The sequence below is a fragment of the Nakamurella sp. GG22 genome, assembly GCF_052976845.2.
This window is the reverse complement of sequence record NZ_JBRIIO020000001.1, coordinates 1-22,944: the sequence shown is the minus strand read 5'-3', so window position 1 is coordinate 22,944 and position 22,944 is coordinate 1. Positions and strand designations below refer to the sequence as shown.

Genomic DNA, 22,944 nt, shown 5'->3' with positions numbered 1-22,944 from the left:
TAGAGAGGCGGAGCGATGGCGACGAGCACGCGGGGTTTCTTCGGACGCGCGCACAAGGAGCGTGACCCGCGGCTGCCACCCGGTCAGTACGACGTCGGTGCCGACTGGCCGGTGCTCACCGCGGAGGTCACCCCGCGGATTGCCCCGGAGCGGTGGAGCATCACCGTGGACGGCCTGGTGTCGACCCCGACAACGTGGACCTGGGCGGAGGCGCACGCGCTGCCCGCATCCCGATACGAGGGCGACATCCATTGCGTCACAACATGGTCCAAGCTCGCGACCAACTTCGACGGGGTGAGCGTCGACACGCTGCTGGAGGCGGCCGGACCGCTGCCGACGGCGTCGTTCATCCTCTCAACCTCCTCCACCGGATACACCACGAACCTCCCGCTCGACGACGTCACCGGCGGCAAGGCCTGGGTGGTGTGGAGCCACGAGGGCAAGCCGCTGCCGACCGAGCACGGCGGCCCGGTGCGGATGCTCGTCCCGCACCTGTACTTCTGGAAGAGCGCCAAGTGGATCTCCCGGATCACCCTGCTCGACCACGACCAGCAGGGTTTCTGGGAGCGGAACGGTTACCACGACCGCGGAGATCCATGGCAGGAGCAGAGGTATCAGGGTGACTGACACCACGGGCGCGCCGCCCAGCAGCGGGATGACGACCTGGGCGGCGGCCCCGATGGACCTGGCCGGGGCGACGCCCGGCGGCGCCCTCGCCCAGCTGGCGCGGCCGCGGCCCGAGTCCAAGCCGGCGCCGACCGGCGGGTGGCGGACCGCCCGGGTGGCCGAGGTCAGCCACCCCACGCCGCGGTCGGTGGTGCTGCGCCTGGACGTCCCGGACCGGATCGACCACATACCCGGGCAGCACTACGTCGTGCGGCTGCGGGCGGATGACGGCTATGTGGCGCAGCGTTCCTACTCGGTCGCGTCACCGCCCTCCGATCCGCTGGTCGAGCTGTGGGTCGAGCGCCTCGAGGACGGCGAGGTGTCCGGCTTCCTCGCCGACGTCGTCCAGCCCGGCGACGAACTGGAGGTGCGCGGCCCGATCGGCGGCTGGTTCGTCTGGGACGGATCGATGCCGGCCGTCGGGGTCGCCGGCGGCAGCGGCGCCGTCCCACTGGTCGCGATGCTGCGGCACGCCGCCGTGATCGGACGGCCCGAGATGCTGAAGCTGGCGGTGTCCGCCCGGACCCTGGCTGACCTCCCGTTCCCCGACGAGCTGGTCGCGGCCGGCGCGTTCATCGCGCTGTCCCGCACCGATCAACCGAGCCGGCCGGCGGGCAGGTTGTCGGCGGACGAGCTGCGGCCGCTGGTCGTTCCCGATGCCATTACGTTCGTCTGCGGGTCGGCGGTGTTCGCCGAGTTCGCCAGCACCCTGCTGGTCGAGCTCGGCTGCCCGTCGGCCGATGTCCGGGTGGAGCGGTTCGGCCCCAGCGGTTGATCGGCCCGCCTGACGATCATGCCGACGCCGGTGAGGCGGCGACCGCCGGCGAGGCATCGTCCGGTGGCAACGGACCGGCGTAGCGGGCGAGCGCGACCGCGCCACCGACGGCCACCACGAAGCCGGCGGTCGCCACCCCGGCGTACCCGGAGCGCACCTGATCACCGAGCACCAGGATGCCGACCACCGACGGCACAACGGTGTTGGTGGTGAAGGTGACCGCGGCGACCATGGTGACCTTGCCGCGTTGCAGGGCCAACGCGAACAGCACTGTTCCGAGTATGCCGTCGATGACGATGGCCCACAGGTCGGGCTGAGACACCAAGGTCCACAAGGAGTCCGGGACGTTGAGGCCCCTCGATGCCACCGCGACGCAGGTGAAGGCGAGGCCGGCGGCGAACGCCAGCAGGACCGCTGACCAGGGTGGCCGCAGACGTACGGCGACCACCCCGATCGCCGCGAGCGGTACCGACATGCCCAGCAACACCCAGTGCCAGCCGGGGGCGAGCGGCGGGGCATCACTGGCCTGCGACGAGATGCCCAGCAGGAACAGGCCGGCCACCGAGGCGCCGAGCGCGATCCACCCGGGTCGGCCCAACGGCCGGCCGGTGGCGGCCACGATCAGCGCCGTCACCCCGACACTGCAGGCGACGATGGCCTGCACGAGGAACAGCGGCAGGACCTGCAGTGCAAGCACCATGAAGACGAACCCGAGCAGGTCGATCGCCAGCCCCGCGAAGTACACCGGTTCACGCAGCAGAGGTCCCAACGCCCGCGGGCCCGCTCCGTGTGCCGCCGCACGCCGGATGCCGAATGCCTCGACGGCCGAGCCGACTCCAGAACCGACGGAGGCCAGGACGGCGAACAGCAGGCCGAGGAGCATGGCGGCAGTTTCGCATCCCGGTTCGGCGGTTCGGCCACGCCGGGACGGTCAGCGCGCCGCGAACCCCAGCCAGATATCGCGGAGCGCGCGGTCAAAAGCCGACGCACGATCAACGGGGTCGCTGTCGACCAGTCCCGCCAGTTCCAACTCCACCAGGCCGTGCACCAGCGCCCACAACGTGTTGGCCATCCGTTCGGCGTCGTCGGTAGCACACCGGCCGGTGTCGATGCAGCGTTGAGCCGCTTCCTGCAGCACGGAAAACGTTGTCGGGAGTTCTTTCTCGGCGGCGCGTAGCCGTTCCGTGCCCGCACCGAACATGACCCGGTAGAAGTGCGGATCGGCCAACGCGCTGGCCCGGTACGCCCTGCCGAGGTCGAGGAGACGGGCGACCGGGTCGTCCTGATCACCGACCGCTGCCAGGTGGGACGCGAAGCGGGCGACGGCCTCAGCGGCGACGGCGGCCAGCAGCTGATCCCTGCTACCGAACAGTGCGTAGACCGCCGACGTCGAGGTTCCCGCCGCCGAGGCGACGGTCCGGACGCTCACCGCATCGGCGCCGTGCTCGGCAACCAGCCGCGAGGTCTGCGTCAGCAGCACATCCCGCAACGCGGCGTCGTGCACCTTCGGCGGCGGCATCGCTGCAGTCTAAGGGATTGACAAGGGTTCTGTAACGCTGTTCTATAACGATGTTACCGATGACCGACCGATTCTTCGACCTCTGTGGGAGGCGTTGTGGTGATTGAACTGTCGGAAGCCGCTCGGTCGACGGCCGGCGTCGTGCTGCTGACGATCTGCGGCATCGAGTACGGCGGCGTGTTCCTCGTCCGAACCCTGCGCCGAGACATGGGGCTGACGGACTTCCAGCGCTCCTTCTTCCGGGCCGGCCACGCGCACGCCGGGGTGCTGGTGATCCTCGGGCTTGTCTGCCTGATACTGACCGGCGCGACCGACCTCTCCGGGTTCTTGGCCTGGCTCGCCGGTACCGGTGCACTGATCGCGGCGATCGCGATGTCGGCGGGGTTCTTCTTCTCGGCGATGGGCTCAGGTCGGACGGCGCCGAACCGGTGGATCGGCCTTGTCTTCGGCGGTGCCGTGGTGCTCGCCGGCGGCGTGGTGACCCTGGGGATCGGTCTGCTGGTTGCGGAATGAGGCGGCCGGCCGGGCGATCCGGTAGAGCGCGAACGGCGCGTCATCCCGAATACCGGGTGCGCCCTCGACAAGTCCCGGCGCGGTGATGATCCTGACGAACGTCATGTCGAGCCGTTCCATGACGGCGCGGGATGCGACGTTGTGGATCTCGGTGTTGGCGACGATCTCCTGAAATCCGCGCACGCCGAAACCGAAGTCGAGTCCGGCCGCTCCGATCTCGGTCGCAACTCCCTGGCCGCGCATCGCGTCGCGCAGGGCCCAGCCGAGCTCCGGTCGGCGTTGTCCGTCGACCACGGCGAGGCTGAGTCCGCCGCGTCCGACCAGCGCCCCGTCGGATCGGCGGTGGGCAATCCATTTACCCACGCCGTCCCGAGACCACCGCCGTCGCATTTCCTTCGCGAAGTCGCCCGCCTTCGAAGCGGACCAGCTACCGGCGTTCCAGTATGCGACGTTCGGGTCGGAATGCAGCCGGATCAGGTCGGCCGTGTGCTCCGGACCGATCGGTGTCGGGATCAGCCGATCGGTGGTCACGACGCTCACCCGTGGACCGCTACGCCCTCAGGACCTTCTGCATCGCCTTGCCCTTGGCCAGCTCGTCGACCAGTTTGTCCAGGTAGCGGATCTTCTGCATCAACGGGTCTTCGACGTCCTCGACGCGCACCCCGCAGATCACGCCCTTGATCAAGGACACGTTGGGGTTCAGATCCGCGTCGGCGAAGAACTCTTCGAACGTCGTGCCGTCGGCCAGGTGTTTCTGCAACGCGGCCTCGTCGAAACCGGTGAGCCACTCGATGACCTCGTCCAGTTCCGCCTTCGTGCGACCCTTCCGCTCCACCTTGGTGACGTAGTGCGGATAGACCGACGCGACACTGACGGTGAAGATCCTGCTCATCGGCTGCAGCGTAGTAGCCCGCTGGACCCGTCAGCCGACGGACGGCGATGAGTTCGGCGGTCCGCGTAGGTCGACCCCGTGACCACGCTGCAGAGGGCCGGACTTAAAGGGAGCACGACGTGGACCTTCCCGCCGACCTCGACGCCGCGGCCCGCGAGATGATCGATGCGAACGCCTACCTGGCGCTCGGCACGACCGAGCCGGACGGGACGCCGCGCGTGTCACCTGTGTACTTCGGGCACGGTGGCTACCGCCGCTTCTATTGGATCTCGTCGCTGGCGACGCACCACTCGGCCAACGTGGCCGTTCGGCCCGACGTTGCGATGGTCATCTTCGACTCGACCGCGGCGGTCGGGGAGGGACGGGCGGTCTACCTTGCAGGCACGGCCGGAGTCGTGCCCGCAGATGAACTCGCGGCGGCGTGCGACGAGGCTTTTGCGCAGTCTAAGGCCGGTGCCCGCCGGTTCGCCCCCGCGGAGCTCTCGGGTGAGGACGAGAAGTTCCGGCTCTACCGTGCCGTGGCGCGGTCGGCCGACATTCACGTCCCCGGTCGCGACGGGCGTCACGGAACAGGGGTCGACCACCGTAGGCCGGTGCAGCCCTGGGATCAATGACGATCTCAGAGCGGCCGTGGGTGCGACGGGTAGCTGCCGTAAGCGACCCTTGTTGCCGGCCAAGCTGGCGGAGGATGGGGGATTCGAACCCCCGAGGGCGTTAACCCAACACGCTTTCCAAGCGTGCGCCATAGGCCACTAGGCGAATCCTCCTGGTGCCGGTGCTGCGCCCACCACCGCGTATCACGCACGACGGCGGTGGCAACACCGCGCAGAAGTCTAACGGGCCGGTCGTGGTGCTCCGAACCACCGCGGTGCCAACCGTGTCACGGCGACAGTTCACCTACCGGTACGGAGGTCTCCCCTGCACCCCGGCGCCGTCGCAGCACGATCCACAGCGCCATAACGCCCAACAGCAGGAAAACCACGGCGGCCAGCGCCCACGGCGATCGTGCGGCGAGTGCGATGGACGCCTCCACGGCGGCGATGCCGACCGTGGCGAAAATCAATGCCCAGGCAAGGCAGCCGATCAGCATGGCGATCGTGTAGCGCAGGAAGGGCATCCGGATCAGCCCGGCGCCGGCGTTCACGACCGTCTGCACGCCGACCGTGAGAAACGACAGGGTGACGAGTGGCGGTCCCCAGCGCTGCAGGGCCACAGTCGCTCTGGTCGTGCGTGGGCCGGTGACCTTGGCGGCGAGCCGGGTGTGCAGGACGCCGGCGCGAACTCCCCGCCCCAGCCAGTAGGTGCCCTGGGCGCGGAGCAACACGATGCAGAACAGGACGGCAACGGTCACCCCGAAGGGCTTGCCCTCGTACCAGCTCGGCATGGTGTCAGAGGTTCCGAGGGGCGGGCGGAGCGATTGCGCTGCTCACGCCGCACCCCCTGGGAGTTTCGATGTCGGCCGGTGCCTGATGAGCGACCGGATGTCCGTTCGCCAGGGTAAGGCCAAAGGGCGAGACGTCAGGCGGCGAGCGAATCCAGGATCGCGCGGACCTCGCGGGTCTCCTCTTCGCTGTACCGAGCGACGATTGTCTCGATCTCCAGACGGTCGGACTCGCTGGTGTAGGCGGCCAGTTCCTCCACCAGGTGGCGGTGCTCAGCGCGCTCGGCGCGGTGGGCGGCCAGGGTGTCAAGAAGGTGAAGATGCATGATGTCGTTTCTCCTCGTTTCAAGTGTCCGGGACCTCGCGTACTTCGATGGCCGGCCGTCCCGAAGCGACCTGTTCAATCCATCTGTATCGATTATGCTCCCTGATCAGAGCCTATTTCGACGATCTTGGATGTGTGCTTCGACGCAGTGTCGAAGGCCACTCCAGCGCAACCTCAGACGCGTGGTCCCAGGGTCGACGCGGGCCGCTTCGTGCGGTGCCGTTCGCGCTCGGGCCGGCTTGTTATCGAACCCCCGGCGATCCACCGCTACACTGGCCGCCGGACCCCCGCGGCGTCCATCTCATCAACCCCCCCAGGGCCGGAAGGCAGCAAGGGTCCGTGAGCTCTGACGGGTGCGGGGGTCCCCTTCTGTCCCGGGGAAAGGACGGTTGTGAACGGGCGGGGCCCGGTGTCGGTGCGCTGCCGTAGCCTCGGTCCGTGGCGCTCGCCCTCTACCGCAAATACCGACCCGCGACCTTCTCGGAGGTGGTGGGGCAGGAGCACGTCACCGAGCCACTGCGAACGGCGCTCGCCGCCGGCCGGATCAACCATGCGTACCTGTTCTCCGGCCCCCGCGGCTGCGGGAAGACGTCATCGGCACGGATCCTCGCCCGTTCGCTGAACTGCGTCCAAGGCCCCACCCCCGACCCCTGCGGGGTCTGCCCGTCCTGCATCGCGCTGGCGCCCGAAGGCCCCGGCTCGCTGGATGTGGTGGAGCTGGACGCGGCCAGCCACGGCGGCGTCGACGACACCCGTGACCTGCGCGACAAGGCGTTCTACATGCCGTCCGAGTCGCGCTACCGGGTGTTCATCATCGACGAGGCCCACATGGTCACGACGCAGGGCTTCAACGCGCTGCTCAAGATCGTCGAGGAGCCGCCGGAGCATCTGGTCTTCATCTTCGCCACCACCGAACCGGACAAGGTGCTGACGACGATCCGGTCGCGGACCCACCACTATCCGTTCCGGCTGATCCCGCCCACCACCCTGCGGGCGCTACTGGAACGGTTGTGCGCCGAGGAAGGCGCGATCGTCGAGCCGGCGGTCCTGCCCCTGGTGATCCGGGCCGGCGGCGGTTCGGCCCGTGATTCGCTGTCCGTGCTCGACCAATTGCTGGCCGGAGCCGGCCCCGAGGGCGTGACGTACCGCAGTGCGGTCGCTTTGCTGGGCGTGACGGACGCCGCGCTGATCGACGAGGTCGTCGACGCGCTTGCCGCCGGCGACGGTGCCTCGGTGTTCGGAGCCGTCGACCGGGTGGTGGAGGCGGGGCACGACCCCCGCCGGTTCGCGGCAGACCTGCTCGAGCGGCTGCGCGACCTGGTCATCCTCAACGCTGTGCCCGGCGCGGTCGGCAAGGGCCTGATCGATTCCCCGGAGGACGAGCTCGCGGCCATGGTCGGCCAGGCGGACCGGCTGGGGATCGCGACGCTGACCCGGATGGCTGAGGTGCTGCACACCGGCTTGGTGGACATGCGCGGAACCACCTCGCCGCGGTTGGTGCTCGAGCTGCTGTGCGCCCGGATGCTGCTGCCGGGCTCCGCCTCGGGCGATCCCTCGCTGCTGCAACGGCTCGAACGGATGGAACGCCGGATGGACATTGCCGGCGATCTGGGCGGCGCGAAGGTGCTCGGTGGTGTGGCGTCGGAGGCCTCCGTCCCTGCCGCGGACGTTGCGGCGTCACAGGCGTCGATCCGGCCCGTCGCTCCGGCGAGATCGGTGGGTGAATCGCGACCACCGGGCGGTCCCGCATCGCGACCACCGGTCGGCGCCAGCAACGGACCTCCGGCGACCAACGGCGCTCCGCAGGTCGACAGCGTGCCGACCACCGGGCCGAACGTCAACGATCGACCGGAGGCGCCGGCGGCTCGCCCGTCAGCGGGGCGGAAGCCGGCGACTGGGCCGGACCTGGGGCTGCCGAAACCCCCCACGCTGAGTTCGGCCCGGCGCGAGCCGGCCCGAGCCTCGAACGGCGACGAGCGGACCGCACCCGACCAGCGGAACCGGGCAACTGGGGAAGCCCCGAAGGCGCCCGATGGCGCACCTCCAACCCATGCTGCTGCAACCGAAGCCGCTCCCGCACCTGCCGCGCCGGACACGCCGGTGGTCACCGACACCCCCATCGCCGCCTCCAACATCGGCGTGACGGACGTCAGGCGGGTATGGCCCGAGGTGCTGGTGGCCGTCAAGCGGCAACGGCGCACCACCCAGGCGATCCTGGAGGCCGCGACCGTCATCGGGGTGGAGAACGGTCAGCTGCAGATCGCCATGCCGTCGGCGGTGATGGCGCGACGAGTGCTGGAGCCCAACAACTCCGACATCCTGCGCGCTGCACTGAAGGAGATCCTGGGCGTCAACTGGACCATCAGGTGTGAGGCCGCGGGAGCGACCGCGGAACCTGCGTCCGGTCCGCCGCGTGGATCGACCGGTGGACCACCGAGCGCGGGGATGGCCTCAACCGGTGCCGGGGACCCCCTGCCGCCCCCGCCGCCCGAGGACGACATCCCCGACGACTACGGCGAACCCGTTGACCCGAAGGCCGTCGCCGACGTTCGCGACCCGGAGCAAACGGCGATTGCGCTGCTGTCCGAGCAGCTCGGCGCACGGCCGCTGGAACAGCAGGGGTAGCGCAGCCGGAGGCCTGTTTTCCGAGGACGTCAGCGTGCGCGATCGAACGGGACCTCGCGACCCAGCAGGGCGGCCAGCCGGTCGATGGCCGGGGCGTCGTCCGCCGAGGATTGCCGATCGGCGAAACGCCGGCGGCCGGGCGGCACCCGGCTCAGGTTCTGCGCGGAGAAAGCGATTTCCTGCTCTGCAAGATCGTCCGGGAATTCGACACGGGTGCCCGTTGCTGCAGCGAGATCCCATCCGTGCACCAGCATCTCGACGATCCGGAGGTGCAAGGCCACCGCGCCGGGAATCGTGCCGAACGGAACGGTGATCATCCGGCTCATCGCGTCAGGCGTGGAAAATGCCTGCAGCAGAAGCTGTCCCGCGATGTCGAAGGCGGCTGGTAGGTCGGCGTCCGGGTTCTCGAGGTACTTCGCCGTGTCGGCCACCGTCCGCGGGGCGTCCGGCAGGAGCGCGTCGGCGAACAGATGCTTGCCCAGGATGAGGTGCACCACCAGATCTCGGACGGTCCACTCGGAGCACGGCGTCCGGGCGGTCCACCCGGTGGAGGCCACGCCGGCGACCAGGCCGGCGCAGACCTGGGTGGCGCGAGCCAACTGATCGACGGTTGCAGGTTCGGTCACGACGCGAACACTGCCGTGGATCGTTCGACCCGTCCAGCGCCGGTGCCGGTGCCGGTGCCAAGCATAGGAGTCGCACCGAGCACAGTCCCCGATCTCGATTCGATCCCTCCGAAGGTCGTGCTCGGCTCCTCGCTTGCTAACAGGATGTGCAAGCAGACGAGGACAAGTTCGGCAAATGGGTGTATCTATGACCCTCATCACTACCGAGAGTCATCTCGATCTCGTATCCGCGGTAAGTGACTGCATTGGGGGAGATGGACATGACAGAGGAACACATCGCCCGTCCGGCCGGCGTCGGACGGCGCACGGTCTTCAAAGCCGCCGGCGCCGGCTTCGGGTTGTACTTCCTGAGCTCCCTCGGCGGCCGACCGGTGGCCGTTCAGGCTGCAGCGCCCGAGGGCTCGACGCTGCTGCAGCCCGATCAGATCCCCAAGTTCGCGACACCGGTGCTCATCCCCCCGGCGATGCCGAAGGCCGGCGTCGTCCGTACCGGAGACGGCGCGATCGCCGACTACTACGAGATCTCGGTGCGGCAGTTCCAGCAGCAGATCCTGCCTGCTTCGTTGCCGCCCACCACCGTGTGGGGATACGGGCCTCACGCCGGGACCGGCCAGAGTGCCGACGCACTGCACCACGCCCCGAGCCTGACGATCGAGGCGCAGTGGGGCCGGCCGGTCCGGGTGCGATGGATCAACGAGCTCATGACCCGCCGCGGACGATCACTTCCGCACCTGCTGCCGGTCGATCCGACGCTGCACTGGGCGAATCCGGCGGGCGGCATCGCGCATCGCGACAGCAGACCGACGTTCGACGCCACCCCCGGCCCCTATCGCGGACCGGTTCCGACGGTCACCCACGTGCACGGGTCGGTCGGTGTGGGCGACGAGAGCGACGGATATCCGGAGGCCTGGTACCTGCCGGCAGCCGCCGACATTCCCGCCGGCTTTGCCCGGCAGGGCACGTGGTACGACTTCTTCAAAGGCAAGGCGCGCAGGGGTTTCGGTGCGTCCTGGCGTCCGGGCTCGGCGACGTTCCAGTATCCGAACAGCCAGCGGGCGTCCACCCTCTGGTACCACGACCACACCCTCGGGATGACGCGGCTCAATGTCTATGCCGGACCCGCCGGCTTCTTCCTGATCCGTGGTGGGCCCGAGGGCGACGACGCGGTTCGCGACGTTCGCACCGGCCGTCGGGCGGTACTCCCGGGACCGGCACCGGGACAGGGCAATGGCAGGCCCAGGAAGTCCTATGCCGAGATCCCGCTGGCCATCCAGGACCGGTCCTTCAACAAGGACGGTTCCCTGTTCTATCCGGATTCCCGTGAATTCTTCGACGGAACGGTCGGCCCGTACATTCCGGCGGGAGATCTGCCACCGATCTGGAATCCGGAGTTCTTCGGAAACACGCTGATGGTCAACGGCGCCACCTGGCCGCATCTGACGGTGCAGCGCAAGCGTTATCGCTTCCGCCTGCTGAACGGCTGCGACGCACGCTTTCTCGTTCTCGACTTCACGCGGATTCCGGGCGTCAAGGTGTGGCAGATCGGTTCCGAGGGCGGGTTCCTGCCCGTGCCGGTCGACGTCACCAGAAAGAGATCGGGCCGACTACTGATGGCGCCGGCGGAAAGGGCCGACGTCATCGTCGACTTCTCCCGGGTACCGATCGGCCGCCACATTCTTGGCAACGTCGGTCCTGATGAGCCGTTCGGCGGCGGCGAACCGGATGACGACTTCGACCGCGCCGACCCGGACAGCACCGGGCAGGTCTTGGAATTCCGGGTCGTCCGAGCCACCGGCCACGACCCGAGCACCCCGCCCGAGTTCCTGTCGCTGCCGCGCATCAGGCCGCTGACCGGCGGAGTGACCCGCCGGTTGGCACTGGTCGAAGAGATGTCGATGGACGCCGAGGACGCTCCGATTGCGGCCCTGCTCGGCACCGTCGGCGACGACGGCAGGTACACGGCGAGAATGTGGAGCGAGCCGCTGACCGAGAATCCCGCGCCCGGGGCCACCGAGCTGTGGGAGATCTACAACACCACGGCGGACGCGCATCCGATGCACGTGCATGACGTCTTCTTCCAGCTGGTGAACCGGCAGCCAATTGTCGTCGACGAAGTGCAGCAGCGGGTGGACATCGACGTCACGAGTGCTCCGCGTGGGCCGGAGCCGGCCGAAACCGGTTGGAAGGACACCGTCATCGCCTATCCCGGCGAGGTGACCAGGATCCGGATGCGTTTCGGCAAGGCCGGCCAGTTCGTCTGGCACTGCCACATCGTCGAACACGAGGACAACGAGATGATGCGGCCGATGCGTATCGGCCCGGCGCAGCCGGGACAGCCGACGGGCCATCACATGTCATAGGCGGCGCGGCCTGCCCGGCACCGGTCAGTGCCCCCGGACCACCCAGTCGTCCAGGTTCGGGGCCTCGGTGCCGATGGTGGTGTCGTCACCGTGACCGGTGTGCACCACGGTGGTCCCCGGCAGCGTCAGCAGCTTGCGGCTGACGGAGTCGATGATCGTCGGGAAGTCCGAGAAGGAACGGCCGGTCGCCCCTGGGCCGCCCGCGAAGAGCGTGTCGCCCGTGAAGACCGTGCCGAGCTTCGGGACGGAGAAGCAGACCGCCCCGGGGCTGTGGCCGGGGGTGTGCAGCACCTGGATGTCGACGCCGGCCACCGTCAGCACCTGCCCGCCGTGCAGTTCCGCACCCGGTTGCGACGCACTGTGGGTCATTCCCCACAGTGCGGCGTCGGCGGGATGCAGCCAGATGGTGGCTCCGGTCCGCTTGGCGAGGTCCGGGGCGGCGTTGATGTGGTCGTTGTGGCCGTGCGTGAGCAGAATGGCCTCCACCCGCCGATTGCCGACCTTCTCCATGATCGCGTCGGCGTCATGCGCGGCGTCGATGATCACCACTTCGTCATCGTCGCCGAGCAGCCAGACGTTGTTCTGAACATCCCAGCTTCCGCCGTCGAGGGTGAAAGTGCCGTCGGTGACGACCTTTCCGATGCGCGCCGTCACACCGTCACCCCGAGACCCGGATAGAGCGGGTGCGCCGTGGCCAACGCGGTGACCCGTGCCTGCAACGCGCTTCTCGCGGCGGGGTCGAGTTCGCCGACGGGTGCGGTGAGGGCGGCGGCGAGGATGTCGGCGACCTCCACGAAGTCGGTGTCGGTGAAGCCACGGGTGGCCAGCGCAGGGGTGCCGATGCGGAGCCCGGAGGTGACCATCGGTGGGCGTGGGTCGAAAGGCACGGCGTTGCGGTTCACGGTGATGCCGATGTCGTGCAGCCGGTCTTCCGCCGCGCGCCCGTCGAGGTCGGATTCGCGTAGGTCCACCAGGACCAGGTGCACGTCGGTGCCCCCGGTGAGGACCTGCACGCCGGCGTCGGAGACGTCGGACTGGATCAGCCGTTCGGCGAGCAGCCGGGCGCCGCGGATCGTCCGCTCGGCGCGTTCGGTGAAGGAGGGGTCGGCGGCCATCTTGAACGCCACGGCCTTGGCCGCGATCACGTGCTCGAGTGGCCCGCCCTGCTGGCCGGGGAACACCGCGGAGTTGATCTTCTTCGCGATGGCCGGGTCGTTGGACAGGATGACGCCGCCGCGGGGGCCGCCGAGAGTTTTGTGCGTGGTGGTGGTCGTGACGTGGGCGTGCGGCACCGGTGAGGGGTGCAGCCCGGCGGCGACCAGCCCGGCGAAGTGGGCCATGTCGACCAGCAGGTAGGCGCCGACCTCGTCGGCGATCTCCCGGAACCGCTGGAAGTCCAGCTGCCGCGGGTAGGCCGACCAGCCGGCGATGATCAGCTTCGGGGAGTACTCGCGGGCCAATCGGCCCACCTCGTCCATGTCGATCCGGTAGTCCTCCTTGGACACCTCATACGCCGCGACGTTGTACAGCAGCCCGGAGAAGTTGATCCGCATGCCGTGGGTCAGGTGCCCGCCGTGCGCCAGGGACAGGCCCAGGATCGTGTCGCCGGGCTTGATGAGCGCCTGCATGGCGGCGGCGTTGGCCTGCGCGCCCGAGTGTGGCTGGACGTTGGCGAAGCCGGCGCCGAACAGCGATTTGATCCGCTCGATCGCGAGAGTCTCGATGACGTCGACGTTCTCGCACCCACCGTAATAACGCCGGCCCGGGTAGCCCTCCGCGTACTTGTTGGTCAGCACGCTTCCCTGCGCCTGCATCACCGACACCGGGGCAAAGTTCTCCGACGCGATCATCTCCAGCGTCTCCTGCTGGCGACGCACCTCGAGCGCGATGTAGTGCGCGACCTCTGGGTCGGCGATCTCCAGAGGGGCATTCAAGCCGGGCCATGGCGCGGCCGCGGCGGTGGCCTGGTCGGCAATGGCAGCGGCGACTTCGGTCGTCGTCATGGCAGGTCTCCCTCGATCAGCGTCTGGGCTGCGCCCTTTCGGCAGGCTGGATCCCCTGCCGTTCGCAGGCTCCACCGTAGTCGGCGACGTGGGTGGGAAAGAATCCGCTGATCGGCGGCTGCGGAGACGGCGGTGACTCGTCGCTGCGGGGACGTCACAGTTCCGTAAGGGTCGGGCGGCCCTGCGCACGGACAAAGCGGGCATGATCGGGGAACGCTGTCCCGGCCGGTCAGGCAGCCGACCGCCCCAGTAAGAGGAGTGTTCGTGACGCGTCGCATGGTCATCCCCGTGTTGGTGACCGTGGCAGCCGTGGTTCTGGGCGGCTGCGCCTCGTCGGCATCCACCGGTGCACCGCCGGCTCCGGGTAGTTCATCGGCCGTCGCCGCCCCTGCAAGTTCGTCGGCCGCAACAGCCGCGGCACCTGCGAGTTCATCGGCCGCAGCCGCACCGGCACCTGCGAGTTCATCGGCCGCGCCGGCACCGGTGAGTTCGTCGACCACTGACGCGATCTCCTCGTCCGCGGCCGCACCGGTTGGATCCACCACAGCCGTGCAGCCGGCCCCAGCCGTGCCCGAACAGCTTCAGTTCACGGCCTCCACTCTCGACGGCGCGCCGTTCGACGGTGCCGACCTGGCAGGCAGGCCCGCGGTGTTCTGGTTCTGGGCGCCGTGGTGCCCCAACTGCCGTGCCGAGGCCCCGCAGGTGGCGGCGGCCGCCGCCGCGAACCCGGATGTCACCTTCATCGGGGTCGCCGCCCAAGATGAGCTCCCCGCCATGCAGGCCTTCGTCACCGACTACGGCGTCGGCGGATTCGAGCACCTGGCGGACCTGGACGCGTCGATCTGGCAGCGCTTCGGTGTCACCTACCAGCCCGCCTATGCCTTTGTCGGTGCCGACGGGTCTGTCGACGTCGTCAAGAGCAGAGTGTCCTCGGAAGAACTCGACAGCCGGCTCGCCCAGCTGTCGGGCTGAGCCAGGGCCATGGACCTGGACACCCTGGGCTTCGCGGTGGCCGCCGGCCTGGTCGCCGCGGTGAACCCGTGCGGGTTCGCGATGCTGCCGGGTTACCTGTCCCTGGTCGTCGCAGGTGAAAGCACAGCGGGTGAGAGCACAGCGGGTGAGAGCACAGCGGGTGAGAGCACAGCGGGTCAGAGCCGGTCCCGGAGCCGGGCGGTCGGCCGGGCACTCGCCGCCACCGCGGCCATGGCCACCGGATTCGTGCTCGTCTTCGGGGCGTTCGGCCTGGTCATCGCCCCGCTGACCACCTCCATCGAGCGATACCTGCCCGCCGTCACGGTCGTGATCGGCCTCGTGCTGGTCGCGCTCGGCGGGTATCTGCTCAGCGGCCGGGAGCTGACGCTGCTGCTGCCACGCCCCGGGCGGGGCGCTCCGACCCGTCGGATCGGTTCGATGGTCGGCTACGGCATCGCCTACGCACTGGCATCGCTGTCCTGCACGATCGGGGCGTTCCTGGCCGTCACCAGCGCGACGTTCCGGAGCGGATCGGCGATCGGCGGCGTCGTCGCCTACGTGGCCTACGGGCTCGGGATGGCGATCGTGGTCGGCCTGCTCGCGGTGGCGACGGCGTTGGCCAGTTCGTCTGTCGTGACCGGCACCCGGCGGTTGCTGCCCTACGTCAACCGGGTCAGCGGCGCTCTGCTCGTCCTCAGTGGCGTGTACGTGACCTACTACGGCGTCTACGAATTGCGCCTCTTCGCCGGCAACGGCGATGCGAGCGACCCGGTGATCGACGCAGCCGGCCGGCTGCAAGGTCTTCTCGCGGGCTGGGTCGACACCATTGGCGCGTGGCCGCTGCTCGTGGCGCTGTTACTGCTGGTCATCGTTGTCGCGGGGCTGGCACAGATCAGCTCCGCAAGGACCGCACGGCGGCGGTCGGCGAAACGTGACGCATTGTGACGGTGCGTGCCAATGGTCTGCGCAAAGGTAACGATGCGGTGACGGTGAAGGTTTCGGGGTGAACTGACGTTTACGGTGCCTTCAGCACGACGCAGCTGCGGCCCGTGACAGGGTGACAGGCGGCGCGTCGGGCGGTTCGGTTCGGCTTCCGAGAGGCCGTGCCCCGCCACGTCGGTGCAGACTCCTGCAGTGCCGAGCCGTCGGGCCCGTTGGAGATGTGTCGCGGGGCCGGGCGGCCGGTCAGCACGAGTTCGACCGAGCACAGCTGTAGGCACCACCGTTGGACCCGAAACGCCGTTGGAGATCACACCCCGGTAATACCGCCGGGGTAGACACACCGCGGTACCGCAACGACAGCCTGGAGGTAGTAAAGCGTGAAACGCCATCTGTGGGTGGGGGCCGGCCTGGCCGGCGCCCTTGTCCTGTCCATGTCAGCGTGCGCGAGTTCGGACCGCGGGAGCGAGTCCAGCCCCGCGAGCGCTGCGAGCGGCGCAGAGGCCTCCGGCTCCGCGTCCGGCTCCGCGCCGGGTGATGCCAGTGCCGCCCCCGGACCTGCCGATCCGAACGGTCAGATCATCTTCGGTGCCGCCGGAGCCCCCGACCTGTTCGATCCGCTGTACGCGCAGGACGGCGAGACCTTCCGCGTGGTCCGGCAGATGAACGAGGGTCTGGTCGGGTTCAAGCCCGGCACCGCCGACGTCGAGCCGGCGCTGGCCGAGTCCTGGGAGCAGTCCGAGGACGGCCTGACCTGGACCTTCAAGCTGCAGGAGGGCGTGAAGTTCCACGACGGGACACCGTTCAACGCGGAGGCCGTCTGCTTCAACATGGACCGGATGTACAACCAGAAGGACGCCGGTGCGAGCCAGGCGATCTACTGGTCGGACACCATGGGCGGCTTCAACGGGCAGAAGGACGAAGCCGGCAAGGCTGTCCCGAGCGTCTACGCCTCCTGCGCTGCCGACGGCGACAACACTGCCGTCATCAAGCTGACCCGTTACACCTCCAAGTTCCCGAACATCCTCGGGCTGCCGTCGTTCTCGATGCAGTCGCCGACTGCGCTGGAGAAGTACAACGCCGACGACGTCAAGGCCGAGGGTGGTGACTCCTTCAGCTTCCCGGAGTACGCGACCTCCCACCCGACCGGAACGGGACCGTTCAAGTTCGGTTCCTACGACAAGGCCAACAACACCGTCACCATCGTCCGCAATGACGACTACTGGGGCGAGAAGGCCAAGTCCAAGACGGTGATCTTCAAGATCATCCCGGACGAAACCGCGAGGAAGCAGGAACTACAGGCCGGCACGATCGACGGATACGACCTGCCCAACCCGGCCGACTGGGAGGCTCTCGGAGCCGACGGCTTCAACGTCGCGGTCCGGCCGGCGTTCAACATCCTCTACCTGGGCATCAACCAGAAGAACAACCCGGCGTTGCAGGACCTCAAGGTCCGTCAGGCCATCGCCTACGCGCTGAACCGGCAGCAGCTCGTCGATTCGCAGCTCCCCGAGGGTGCCGAGGTCGCGCTGAACTTCTACCCGGATACCGTTGACGGCTGGACCGATCAGGTCGAGCAGTACGCCTACGACCCGGAGAAGGCCAAGGCTCTGCTCGCCGAGGCCGGAGAGACGAACCCGGAGGTCAACTTCTGGTGGCCGACCGAGGTCACCCGGCCGTACATGCCGGACCCCAAGAGCATCTTCACCCAGTTCAAGACCGACCTCGAAGCCGTCGGCTTCAAGGTGACCGAGGCATCCAAGCCGTGGAACGGCGGGTACCTCGACGGCGTCGACGCCGGACAGCCGGACCTGTTCCTGCTGGGCTGGACCGGTGACTACAACACGCCGGACAACTTCGTCGGGACGTTCTTCACCGACGTGAAGAACCGCTTCAACACCGGCCAGTCCGAGTGGGGCGCAACGCTGTCCAAGGAACTGTCCGAGGCGGACACCATCCCGGACGAGGCCGAGCGCAAGGCGGCGTACGAGCAGATCAACAAGAAGCTCGCGGCGGAATACCTTCCGGCCGTGCCGATCTCGCACTCCCCGCCGGCCATCGTGGTCGCCGGGAACGTGCAGGGTCTGGTCCCGAGCCCGTTGACGGACGAGAAGTTCGTGGACGTCTACAAGAGCTGATCGCGACAGACGGGCGGCGGGCACGGATGATCACCACGATCATCCGGCCCGCCGCCCGGTCCATGCGTGAGGTCGGTCATGATTCTGCGGTTCATGCTGAAACCGTTCGTTGCTGTTCCGAGGTGCGAAGGTGAGGAGGCCGGTGCTGTGCTGAGATCCCGGGGTCTCGAATGCTGAGGTACACGGTCCGCCGACTGCTGCAGCTGGTGCTGGTGCTGTTCGTGCTGTCGCTGCTGCTCTTCATGTGGCTTCGGAGCCTGCCCGGCGGACCGGTCGGCGCGATCCTCGGCGACCGGGCGACGCCCGAACGCCGCGCGGAGCTGGAAAAGCTCTTCGGCATGGACCAACCGATCTTCGTGCAGTACTTCAAGTTCCTCGGCCGCGTCCTGCAGGGCAATTTCGGGCAGTCGAACCAGGTCGCCCCCGGGACTCCGGCGTTGGACGTCTTCACCCAGAGGTTCGGTGCGACCCTCGAACTCGCCATCGGTGCCATGATCTTCGCTTTGGTGCTCGGCATCCCGCTCGGCTATCTCGCCGCAAAGCGCCGGGGCGGGGTCACGGACAACAGCTTTATCGTCTTCTCGCTGATCGGCATCGCGGTGCCGGTCTTCTTCCTGGCGTTCCTGCTCAAGTACCTGTTCGCCGTCAAGTGGGGGCTGCTGCCACCCTCCGGCAGGCAGAGCCCGGGCATCGACGCCACCAGGGTGACGGGTTTCTTCATCCTCGACGGGATCATCACTCGCGAGTTCGACGCCTCCTGGGATGCCGTCAAACACCTGATTCTGCCCTGGATAGCGCTGGGCACCATTCCGTTCGCGGTGATTTTTCGGATCACCCGCTCGTCGGTGCTCGAAATCCAGGGTGAGGACTTCGTCCGGACGGCCGAGGCCAAGGGACTGACCAACCGGACCATTCGCGACCGGCACATCCTGCGGAACGCGATGCTGCCGGTGATCACGGTGACCGGATTGCAGACCGGGTTCCTGCTGGCGGGCGCCGTGCTCACCGAGAGGGTCTTCGCGTACCCCGGCATCGGGCAGGCGCTGTCGATCTCCTTTACCCAGAAGGACTGGCCGGTGGTGCAGGTGATCATCCTCGCCACCGCGGCCGCCTTCGTCATCATCAATACGCTCGTCGACCTCGCGTACGCGCTGGCCGATCCGCGGATCAGGACACGCTGATGGCCACCACGTACTCCCGTGCGCGCAAGCAACGCATCGACTCGCTCGTCAACGCGGACGACGAGGGCACCTCGCTGCTGAAGGACGCCTGGATCCGGCTCAAGGCCACGCCGCTGTTCTGGGTCGGCGCGGTGATCATCGTTCTGTTCCTGCTGCTTGCCATCATCGGTCCGTGGATAGCGCCGAACGATCCCGGTGCGCAGGTGCTGATCGGGCAGACGTCGCGGGCCAGGAACACCATCGCGCCGGCGCAGCCGGGTTTCCCGCTCGGCGGCGACAGCCAGGGCCGGGACTTCTTCTCGCGCCTGATCGTGGGTGCCCGTCAGACACTGCTGGTGGGCGTCATCGCCACTGCGATCGGCCTGGTCGGCGGCCTCGTCATCGGCCTGCTGGCCGGCGCGTTCGGGGGTTGGGTCGACAGCGTCCTCATGCGCATCGTCGACGTCATGCTGTCGATCCCCAGCCTGCTGCTGGCGATCTCGATCGGCGCGCTGTTCGCCAACCCGAACCTGACCAGCGTCATCATCGCGGTCGGCATCCCGCAGATTCCCGTGTTCGCGCGACTACTCCGCGGGCAGATGCTGGCACAGCGGGAGTCCGACCATGTGCTCGCGGCACGCGCGCTGGGAGTGAAAAGCGGCCCGATCGTCTTTCGCCACATGCTGCCCAATTCGATCTCCCCGGTCATCGTGCAAGCCACCCTGACCGTCGCCATCGTCATTCTCGATGCCGCAGCGTTGTCATTCCTCGGCCTGGGCTCGCAGGATGTCTCGCAACCGGAATGGGGCCAGATGCTGGGCGAGGCGCAGGATCGCATCGATTCCTACCCCGGCCTGGCCTTCTGGCCGGCCGGCGCGATCATCATCGTGGCGCTCGGGTTCACCCTGCTGGGCGAGTCTTTGCGCGAGGTCATCGACCCGAAGAACAGGCGGTGATCTGGAAATGACGGCACTACTGGAGGTCGAGGACCTGTCGGTCCGGTTCAACCGCAAGGGGGTCGCTCCGTTCACCGCGGTGGACAACGTCAGCTTCACGGTGGCGCCCGGGCAGACCGTCGGCCTCGTCGGTGAATCCGGGTGCGGAAAGTCCGTCACGTCGCTGGCGATCATGCGACTGCTGCCCAAGCGCGGCTCCACCATCACCGGCTCGGTCCGCTTCGAGGGCACCGACCTGCTGACGCTGCCGTTGGACGACATGCGTGACCGGCGCGGACGCGACCTCGCGATGATCTTCCAGGACCCGCTCTCATCGCTGAACCCGGTGGTGCCCATCGGCATTCAGGTCACCGAGGTGCTGGAGCGGCATCGCGGGATGAAGCGGTCCGCCGCCATGTCCGAGGCCCGTGAGCTGCTCGATTCGGTCGGGATACCCGACCCGTCCCGCCGGCTCAAGGAGTACCCGCACCAGCTCTCCGGCGGGATGCGGCAACGCGCGTTGATCGCGATGGCGTTGGCTTGCCGACCCAGATTGCTGATCGCCGACGAGCCCACCACGGCCCTGGACGTCACCATCCAGGCGCAGATCCTCTCGGTATTGCAGTCCCTGGTCGTCGACCACGGGACCGCGCTGATCATGATCACCCACGATCTCGGCGTCGTCGCCGGCCTGGTCGACGAGGTGAACGTGCTCTACGGCGGGCGGGTTGTCGAGCGGGCCGACCGGCATGAGCTCTTCGCCACACCCCGGCACCCGTACACGCACGGCCTGCTGGAGTCGATCCCGCGACTGGACGCCCCGCCCGGTGAGCGCCTGACGCCGATTCTCGGCTCGGTGTCCGACAACATCCCGTGGACCTCCGGCTGCGCCTTCGCGCCGCGCTGCGGGAACGAGATCGAGGTGTGCCGGCAGGTGACGCCGTTGCTCGAGCCCCTGGCGGAGCAGCACGATCACCTGCTGCGCTGCCACAATCCGGTCATGCCGGTCGGTGTCGGCGCCGGTCCGGCTGGGCAGTCGACAGTCGCCCAGGCAGGAGATGTCACATGACCGGCCCCGCCTGGGAGAGCGACGCCAGCCGGCTCGACCCGGACGCGCTGACCGCGGCCGCCGCGGCCGAGGCGCAATTGGAGAAGTCGGCGAAAGCCGTTGCGCGCGAGCACGAGTCCGAGCCGATCCCGGACGTGCCGGCCGCGCAGCTCAGCAGCGTCACCGCTGGCGCGGACGTGCTGCTCGAGGTGAACGACATCAAGGTGCACTTCCCGATCAAACGGGGCGTGCTCATCGACAAGACCATCGGCTATGTCTACGCCGTCGACGGGGTCAGCCTGGCCGTCCGGCGCGGTGAGACCTACGGCCTGGTTGGTGAGTCCGGTTGCGGCAAGACCACTCTCGGCCGCGGGATCCTGCGGCTGATCGAGCCGACGGCGGGCTCGGTGATCTTCGACGGCGAGAACATCGCGGAGCTGAAGGCCGAGCCGATGCGGCAGGCTCGCCGCCGCATGCAGATGGTGTTCCAGGACCCACTGTCCTCGCTCGATCCACGGCAGTCAGTGCAATCCATTCTCGAGGAGGGGATGAAGGCGCACGGCCTGGACAAGTCCGGTGCCGAGACCAACGCGCGGTTGCGCGAACTGCTCGCCGCCGTCGGCCTGCCGAACACGGCGCTGCGCAAGTACCCGCACGAGTTCTCCGGGGGCCAGCGGCAGCGCATCGGCATCGCCAGGGCGCTGACGGTCAACCCGGAGCTGATCGTCGCCGACGAGCCGGTGTCCGCACTGGACGTCTCGGTGCAGGCCCAGGTGATCAACCTGCTGGAGGATCTGCAGAAGGATCTCGGGCTGACATACATCGTCATCGCGCACGATCTGGCTGTGGTGAAGCACATCTCGGACCGCGTCGGCGTGATGTATCTCGGGGCGCTGGTCGAGGAGGCCGCCTCCGCCGACCTCTATCGCGAACCGCTGCACCCGTACACCAGGGCGCTGATGTCGGCGGTTCCGGTCCCGGACCCCCTCGTCGAGGACGCCCGCGAGCGCATCCTGCTGACCGGCGACCTGCCGTCACCGGCCAACCCGCCGAGCGGTTGCCGATTCCACACCCGCTGCCCGTGGCGGCAGCCGACGCTGTGCGACACCGACCGGCCGGAGTTGATCGAGCGGCAACCCGGGCACCGGGTGGCCTGTCACTACGCCGCCGAGATCGCCTCCGGTGAGCTCAAGCCGCATGACGTCACCGCCGACGTCATCTGAGTTGTCCGCTCGCGAGGGCCTTCTCAGCCGGCGCTGAGATACGACAGGACACCGTTGGCCAGGCCCTGCGCGACCTGCTGCTGACCGGCGTCCGAGGTCATCAGTGCGGCGTCGGCGGAGTTGCGCATGTTGCCGGCCTCGATCATCACGGTGGGCCGCTCCGACAGGTTCAACCCGGCCAGGTCGTTGCGCGGCCAGAGCCCCTCGGAGCCCAGGTGATCGGACGGCGAGAGTCCCGCGCTGCGCAGCCCGTCCCGCACATCGACCGCGAGACTTTGTGACCTCGCCGCCATCTCCGCACCGGCGGGATCCTGTTCGGCCGTCATCACGTAGAAGCCGTTGGCGGACGGCTCGTCCCCGTCGCCGTGGATCGACACCACGACGTCGGCCCCGGCGTCATTGCCGATGGCCGCACGCTTGTCGACGCACGGGCCGACGCCGTCGTCACTGTCCCTGGTCATCACGACCGTGATGCCCTCGGCCTCGAGCATCGGCCGGAGATAGTTGGCCACGCCCCAAGTGAAGTCGTGCTCCGGGTACCCGGCGTCGGTGGATGTCCCGGTGGTGTTGCACGGCTTGGTCTGACCGAAACCGGCCGGCACGAGCGCGTTGATGATGTCGGGATTCGCGGCGTTGGCACCGTTGTGGCCGGGATCGATCACCACGATCTTGTCGCCGGTGATCGGGCCCTGGGCGGGGGCGGGATCGCGGGTGAGCGGGGTCGGCGGCGGTGCGGGCGACTCGGGTTCGGACGTGGTCTCCGGTTCGGTGGTCGCAGGTGCGGGCGGTGGCTCGGGGGTGTCCACCGGCTCGGTGGTGGTCGGCGTCCGCTCCGGGGTGGGGC

Annotated in this window: 23 protein-coding genes, 1 tRNA gene and 1 other RNA gene; 14 read left to right on the top strand and 11 right to left on the bottom strand. The window is 68.5% G+C overall.

Annotation, left to right across the window (positions count from 1 at the left end; genetic code table 11):
- Nucleotides 1-15: 15 nt before the first annotated feature.
- A complete protein-coding gene (locus ACVBEQ_RS00125) occupies nt 16-627 on the top strand; it encodes a sulfite oxidase-like oxidoreductase (protein WP_447151386.1) in 612 nt (203 codons plus the stop codon).
- Nucleotides 620-1,441, top strand: a complete 822-nt coding sequence (locus ACVBEQ_RS00120; RefSeq protein ID WP_447151385.1) for an FAD-binding oxidoreductase — start codon at nt 620-622, stop codon at nt 1,439-1,441. Before ACVBEQ_RS00125 ends, ACVBEQ_RS00120 begins: the two co-directional genes overlap by 8 nt.
- A gap of 16 nt (nt 1,442-1,457) precedes the next feature.
- Here ACVBEQ_RS00120 and ACVBEQ_RS00115 read toward each other — a convergent pair whose 3' ends face one another.
- Nucleotides 1,458-2,324 (bottom strand): DMT family protein, encoded by an 867-nt coding sequence (locus ACVBEQ_RS00115; protein ID WP_447151384.1) that lies wholly within the window; start codon nt 2,322-2,324, stop codon nt 1,458-1,460.
- A gap of 48 nt (nt 2,325-2,372) precedes the next feature.
- Complete coding sequence (locus tag ACVBEQ_RS00110) at nt 2,373-2,960, bottom strand: TetR/AcrR family transcriptional regulator (protein WP_447151383.1); 588 nt, start codon at nt 2,958-2,960, stop codon at nt 2,373-2,375.
- Nucleotides 2,961-3,059: 99 nt separating this feature from the next.
- Here ACVBEQ_RS00110 and ACVBEQ_RS00105 point away from each other — a divergent pair, with 99 nt between their 5' ends.
- Entirely contained in the window at nt 3,060-3,473 is a 414-nt protein-coding gene (locus ACVBEQ_RS00105; RefSeq protein WP_447151382.1) for a hypothetical protein, read from the top strand.
- Here the strand turns inward: ACVBEQ_RS00105 and ACVBEQ_RS00100 are convergent.
- Both ACVBEQ_RS00100 and ACVBEQ_RS00095 read right to left on the bottom strand, forming a co-directional pair.
- On the bottom strand, nt 3,366-4,004 hold the full coding sequence (locus ACVBEQ_RS00100) for a GNAT family N-acetyltransferase (protein WP_447151381.1): 639 nt from the start codon (nt 4,002-4,004) through the stop codon (nt 3,366-3,368). The two genes, ACVBEQ_RS00105 and ACVBEQ_RS00100, sit on opposite strands and share 108 nt — an antisense overlap.
- 19 nt (nt 4,005-4,023) lie before the next feature.
- Nucleotides 4,024-4,365, bottom strand: a complete 342-nt coding sequence (locus ACVBEQ_RS00095; RefSeq protein ID WP_447151380.1) for a DUF2200 domain-containing protein — start codon at nt 4,363-4,365, stop codon at nt 4,024-4,026.
- 119 nt (nt 4,366-4,484) lie between these two features.
- Here ACVBEQ_RS00095 and ACVBEQ_RS00090 point away from each other — a divergent pair, with 119 nt between their 5' ends.
- Nucleotides 4,485-4,979, top strand: coding sequence for a pyridoxamine 5'-phosphate oxidase family protein (locus ACVBEQ_RS00090; RefSeq protein ID WP_447151379.1), 495 nt, complete (start codon nt 4,485-4,487; stop codon nt 4,977-4,979).
- 65 nt (nt 4,980-5,044) lie between these two features.
- Here the strand turns inward: ACVBEQ_RS00090 and ACVBEQ_RS00085 are convergent.
- The 3 genes from ACVBEQ_RS00085 to ACVBEQ_RS00075 all read right to left on the bottom strand — a co-directional run bounded on the left by ACVBEQ_RS00085 (nt 5,045) and on the right by ACVBEQ_RS00075 (nt 6,072).
- Nucleotides 5,045-5,132 (bottom strand) — tRNA-Ser (locus tag ACVBEQ_RS00085).
- Between the two features lie 113 nt (nt 5,133-5,245).
- Nucleotides 5,246-5,749: a DedA family protein gene (locus ACVBEQ_RS00080; RefSeq protein ID WP_447151378.1), complete on the bottom strand. Its 504-nt coding sequence runs from the start codon at nt 5,747-5,749 to the stop codon at nt 5,246-5,248.
- A gap of 134 nt (nt 5,750-5,883) precedes the next feature.
- Nucleotides 5,884-6,072, bottom strand: a complete 189-nt coding sequence (locus ACVBEQ_RS00075; protein ID WP_447151377.1) for a hypothetical protein — start codon at nt 6,070-6,072, stop codon at nt 5,884-5,886.
- A gap of 277 nt (nt 6,073-6,349) precedes the next feature.
- Here ACVBEQ_RS00075 and ffs point away from each other — a divergent pair.
- Together ffs and ACVBEQ_RS00065 are read left to right on the top strand one after the other, a co-directional pair.
- An RNA gene (gene ffs / locus ACVBEQ_RS00070) (signal recognition particle sRNA small type) lies at nt 6,350-6,442 on the top strand.
- Nucleotides 6,443-6,509: 67 nt separating this feature from the next.
- Complete coding sequence (locus tag ACVBEQ_RS00065) at nt 6,510-8,696, top strand: DNA polymerase III subunit gamma and tau (protein ID WP_447151376.1); 2,187 nt, start codon at nt 6,510-6,512, stop codon at nt 8,694-8,696.
- A gap of 29 nt (nt 8,697-8,725) precedes the next feature.
- Here ACVBEQ_RS00065 and ACVBEQ_RS00060 read toward each other — a convergent pair whose 3' ends face one another.
- Entirely contained in the window at nt 8,726-9,322 is a 597-nt protein-coding gene (locus ACVBEQ_RS00060) for a TIGR03086 family metal-binding protein (RefSeq protein ID WP_447151375.1), read from the bottom strand.
- Between the two features lie 260 nt (nt 9,323-9,582).
- Between ACVBEQ_RS00060 and ACVBEQ_RS00055 the strand changes: the two genes are divergently transcribed.
- Nucleotides 9,583-11,682, top strand: coding sequence for a multicopper oxidase family protein (locus ACVBEQ_RS00055; protein WP_447151374.1), 2,100 nt, complete (start codon nt 9,583-9,585; stop codon nt 11,680-11,682).
- A 24-nt stretch (nt 11,683-11,706) separates the two neighbouring features.
- On the opposite strand, the gene ACVBEQ_RS00050 is transcribed toward ACVBEQ_RS00055, so the two are convergent.
- Together ACVBEQ_RS00050 and glyA are read right to left on the bottom strand one after the other, a co-directional pair.
- Entirely contained in the window at nt 11,707-12,336 is a 630-nt protein-coding gene (locus ACVBEQ_RS00050; protein ID WP_447151373.1) for an MBL fold metallo-hydrolase, read from the bottom strand.
- On the bottom strand, nt 12,333-13,685 hold the full coding sequence (gene glyA / locus ACVBEQ_RS00045; protein WP_447151372.1) for a serine hydroxymethyltransferase: 1,353 nt from the start codon (nt 13,683-13,685) through the stop codon (nt 12,333-12,335). Before glyA ends, ACVBEQ_RS00050 begins: the two co-directional genes overlap by 4 nt.
- A gap of 483 nt (nt 13,686-14,168) precedes the next feature.
- Here glyA and ACVBEQ_RS00040 point away from each other — a divergent pair, with 483 nt between their 5' ends.
- From ACVBEQ_RS00040 to ACVBEQ_RS00010, 7 genes are all read left to right on the top strand, one after another.
- Nucleotides 14,169-14,657 carry a redoxin family protein gene (locus ACVBEQ_RS00040; protein ID WP_447151796.1) on the top strand — a complete coding sequence of 163 codons (489 nt, stop codon included), beginning with the start codon at nt 14,169-14,171 and terminating at the stop codon, nt 14,655-14,657.
- A gap of 9 nt (nt 14,658-14,666) precedes the next feature.
- Entirely contained in the window at nt 14,667-15,602 is a 936-nt protein-coding gene (locus tag ACVBEQ_RS00035; RefSeq protein ID WP_447151371.1) for a cytochrome c biogenesis CcdA family protein, read from the top strand.
- 428 nt (nt 15,603-16,030) lie between these two features.
- Nucleotides 16,031-17,734, top strand: a complete 1,704-nt coding sequence (locus ACVBEQ_RS00030) for an ABC transporter substrate-binding protein (protein ID WP_447151795.1) — start codon at nt 16,031-16,033, stop codon at nt 17,732-17,734.
- Nucleotides 17,735-17,904: 170 nt separating this feature from the next.
- The gene (locus ACVBEQ_RS00025; RefSeq protein WP_447151370.1) at nt 17,905-18,915 is read left to right on the top strand and encodes an ABC transporter permease; all 1,011 of its coding nucleotides are present in this window, start codon (nt 17,905-17,907) and stop codon (nt 18,913-18,915) included.
- On the top strand, nt 18,915-19,850 hold the full coding sequence (locus tag ACVBEQ_RS00020) for an ABC transporter permease (RefSeq protein ID WP_447151369.1): 936 nt from the start codon (nt 18,915-18,917) through the stop codon (nt 19,848-19,850). The genes ACVBEQ_RS00025 and ACVBEQ_RS00020 overlap by 1 nt, the downstream gene beginning before the upstream one ends.
- Nucleotides 19,851-19,857: 7 nt before the next feature.
- Nucleotides 19,858-20,898 (top strand): ABC transporter ATP-binding protein, encoded by a 1,041-nt coding sequence (locus ACVBEQ_RS00015; protein ID WP_447151368.1) that lies wholly within the window; start codon nt 19,858-19,860, stop codon nt 20,896-20,898.
- Between the two features lie 176 nt (nt 20,899-21,074).
- Nucleotides 21,075-22,100 carry an ABC transporter ATP-binding protein gene (locus ACVBEQ_RS00010; RefSeq protein ID WP_447151794.1) on the top strand — a complete coding sequence of 342 codons (1,026 nt, stop codon included), beginning with the start codon at nt 21,075-21,077 and terminating at the stop codon, nt 22,098-22,100.
- Between the two features lie 23 nt (nt 22,101-22,123).
- On the opposite strand, the gene ACVBEQ_RS00005 is transcribed toward ACVBEQ_RS00010, so the two are convergent.
- On the bottom strand, nt 22,124-22,944 hold an 821-nt coding region (locus ACVBEQ_RS00005; protein WP_447151367.1), incomplete at its 5' end, for an N-acetylmuramoyl-L-alanine amidase.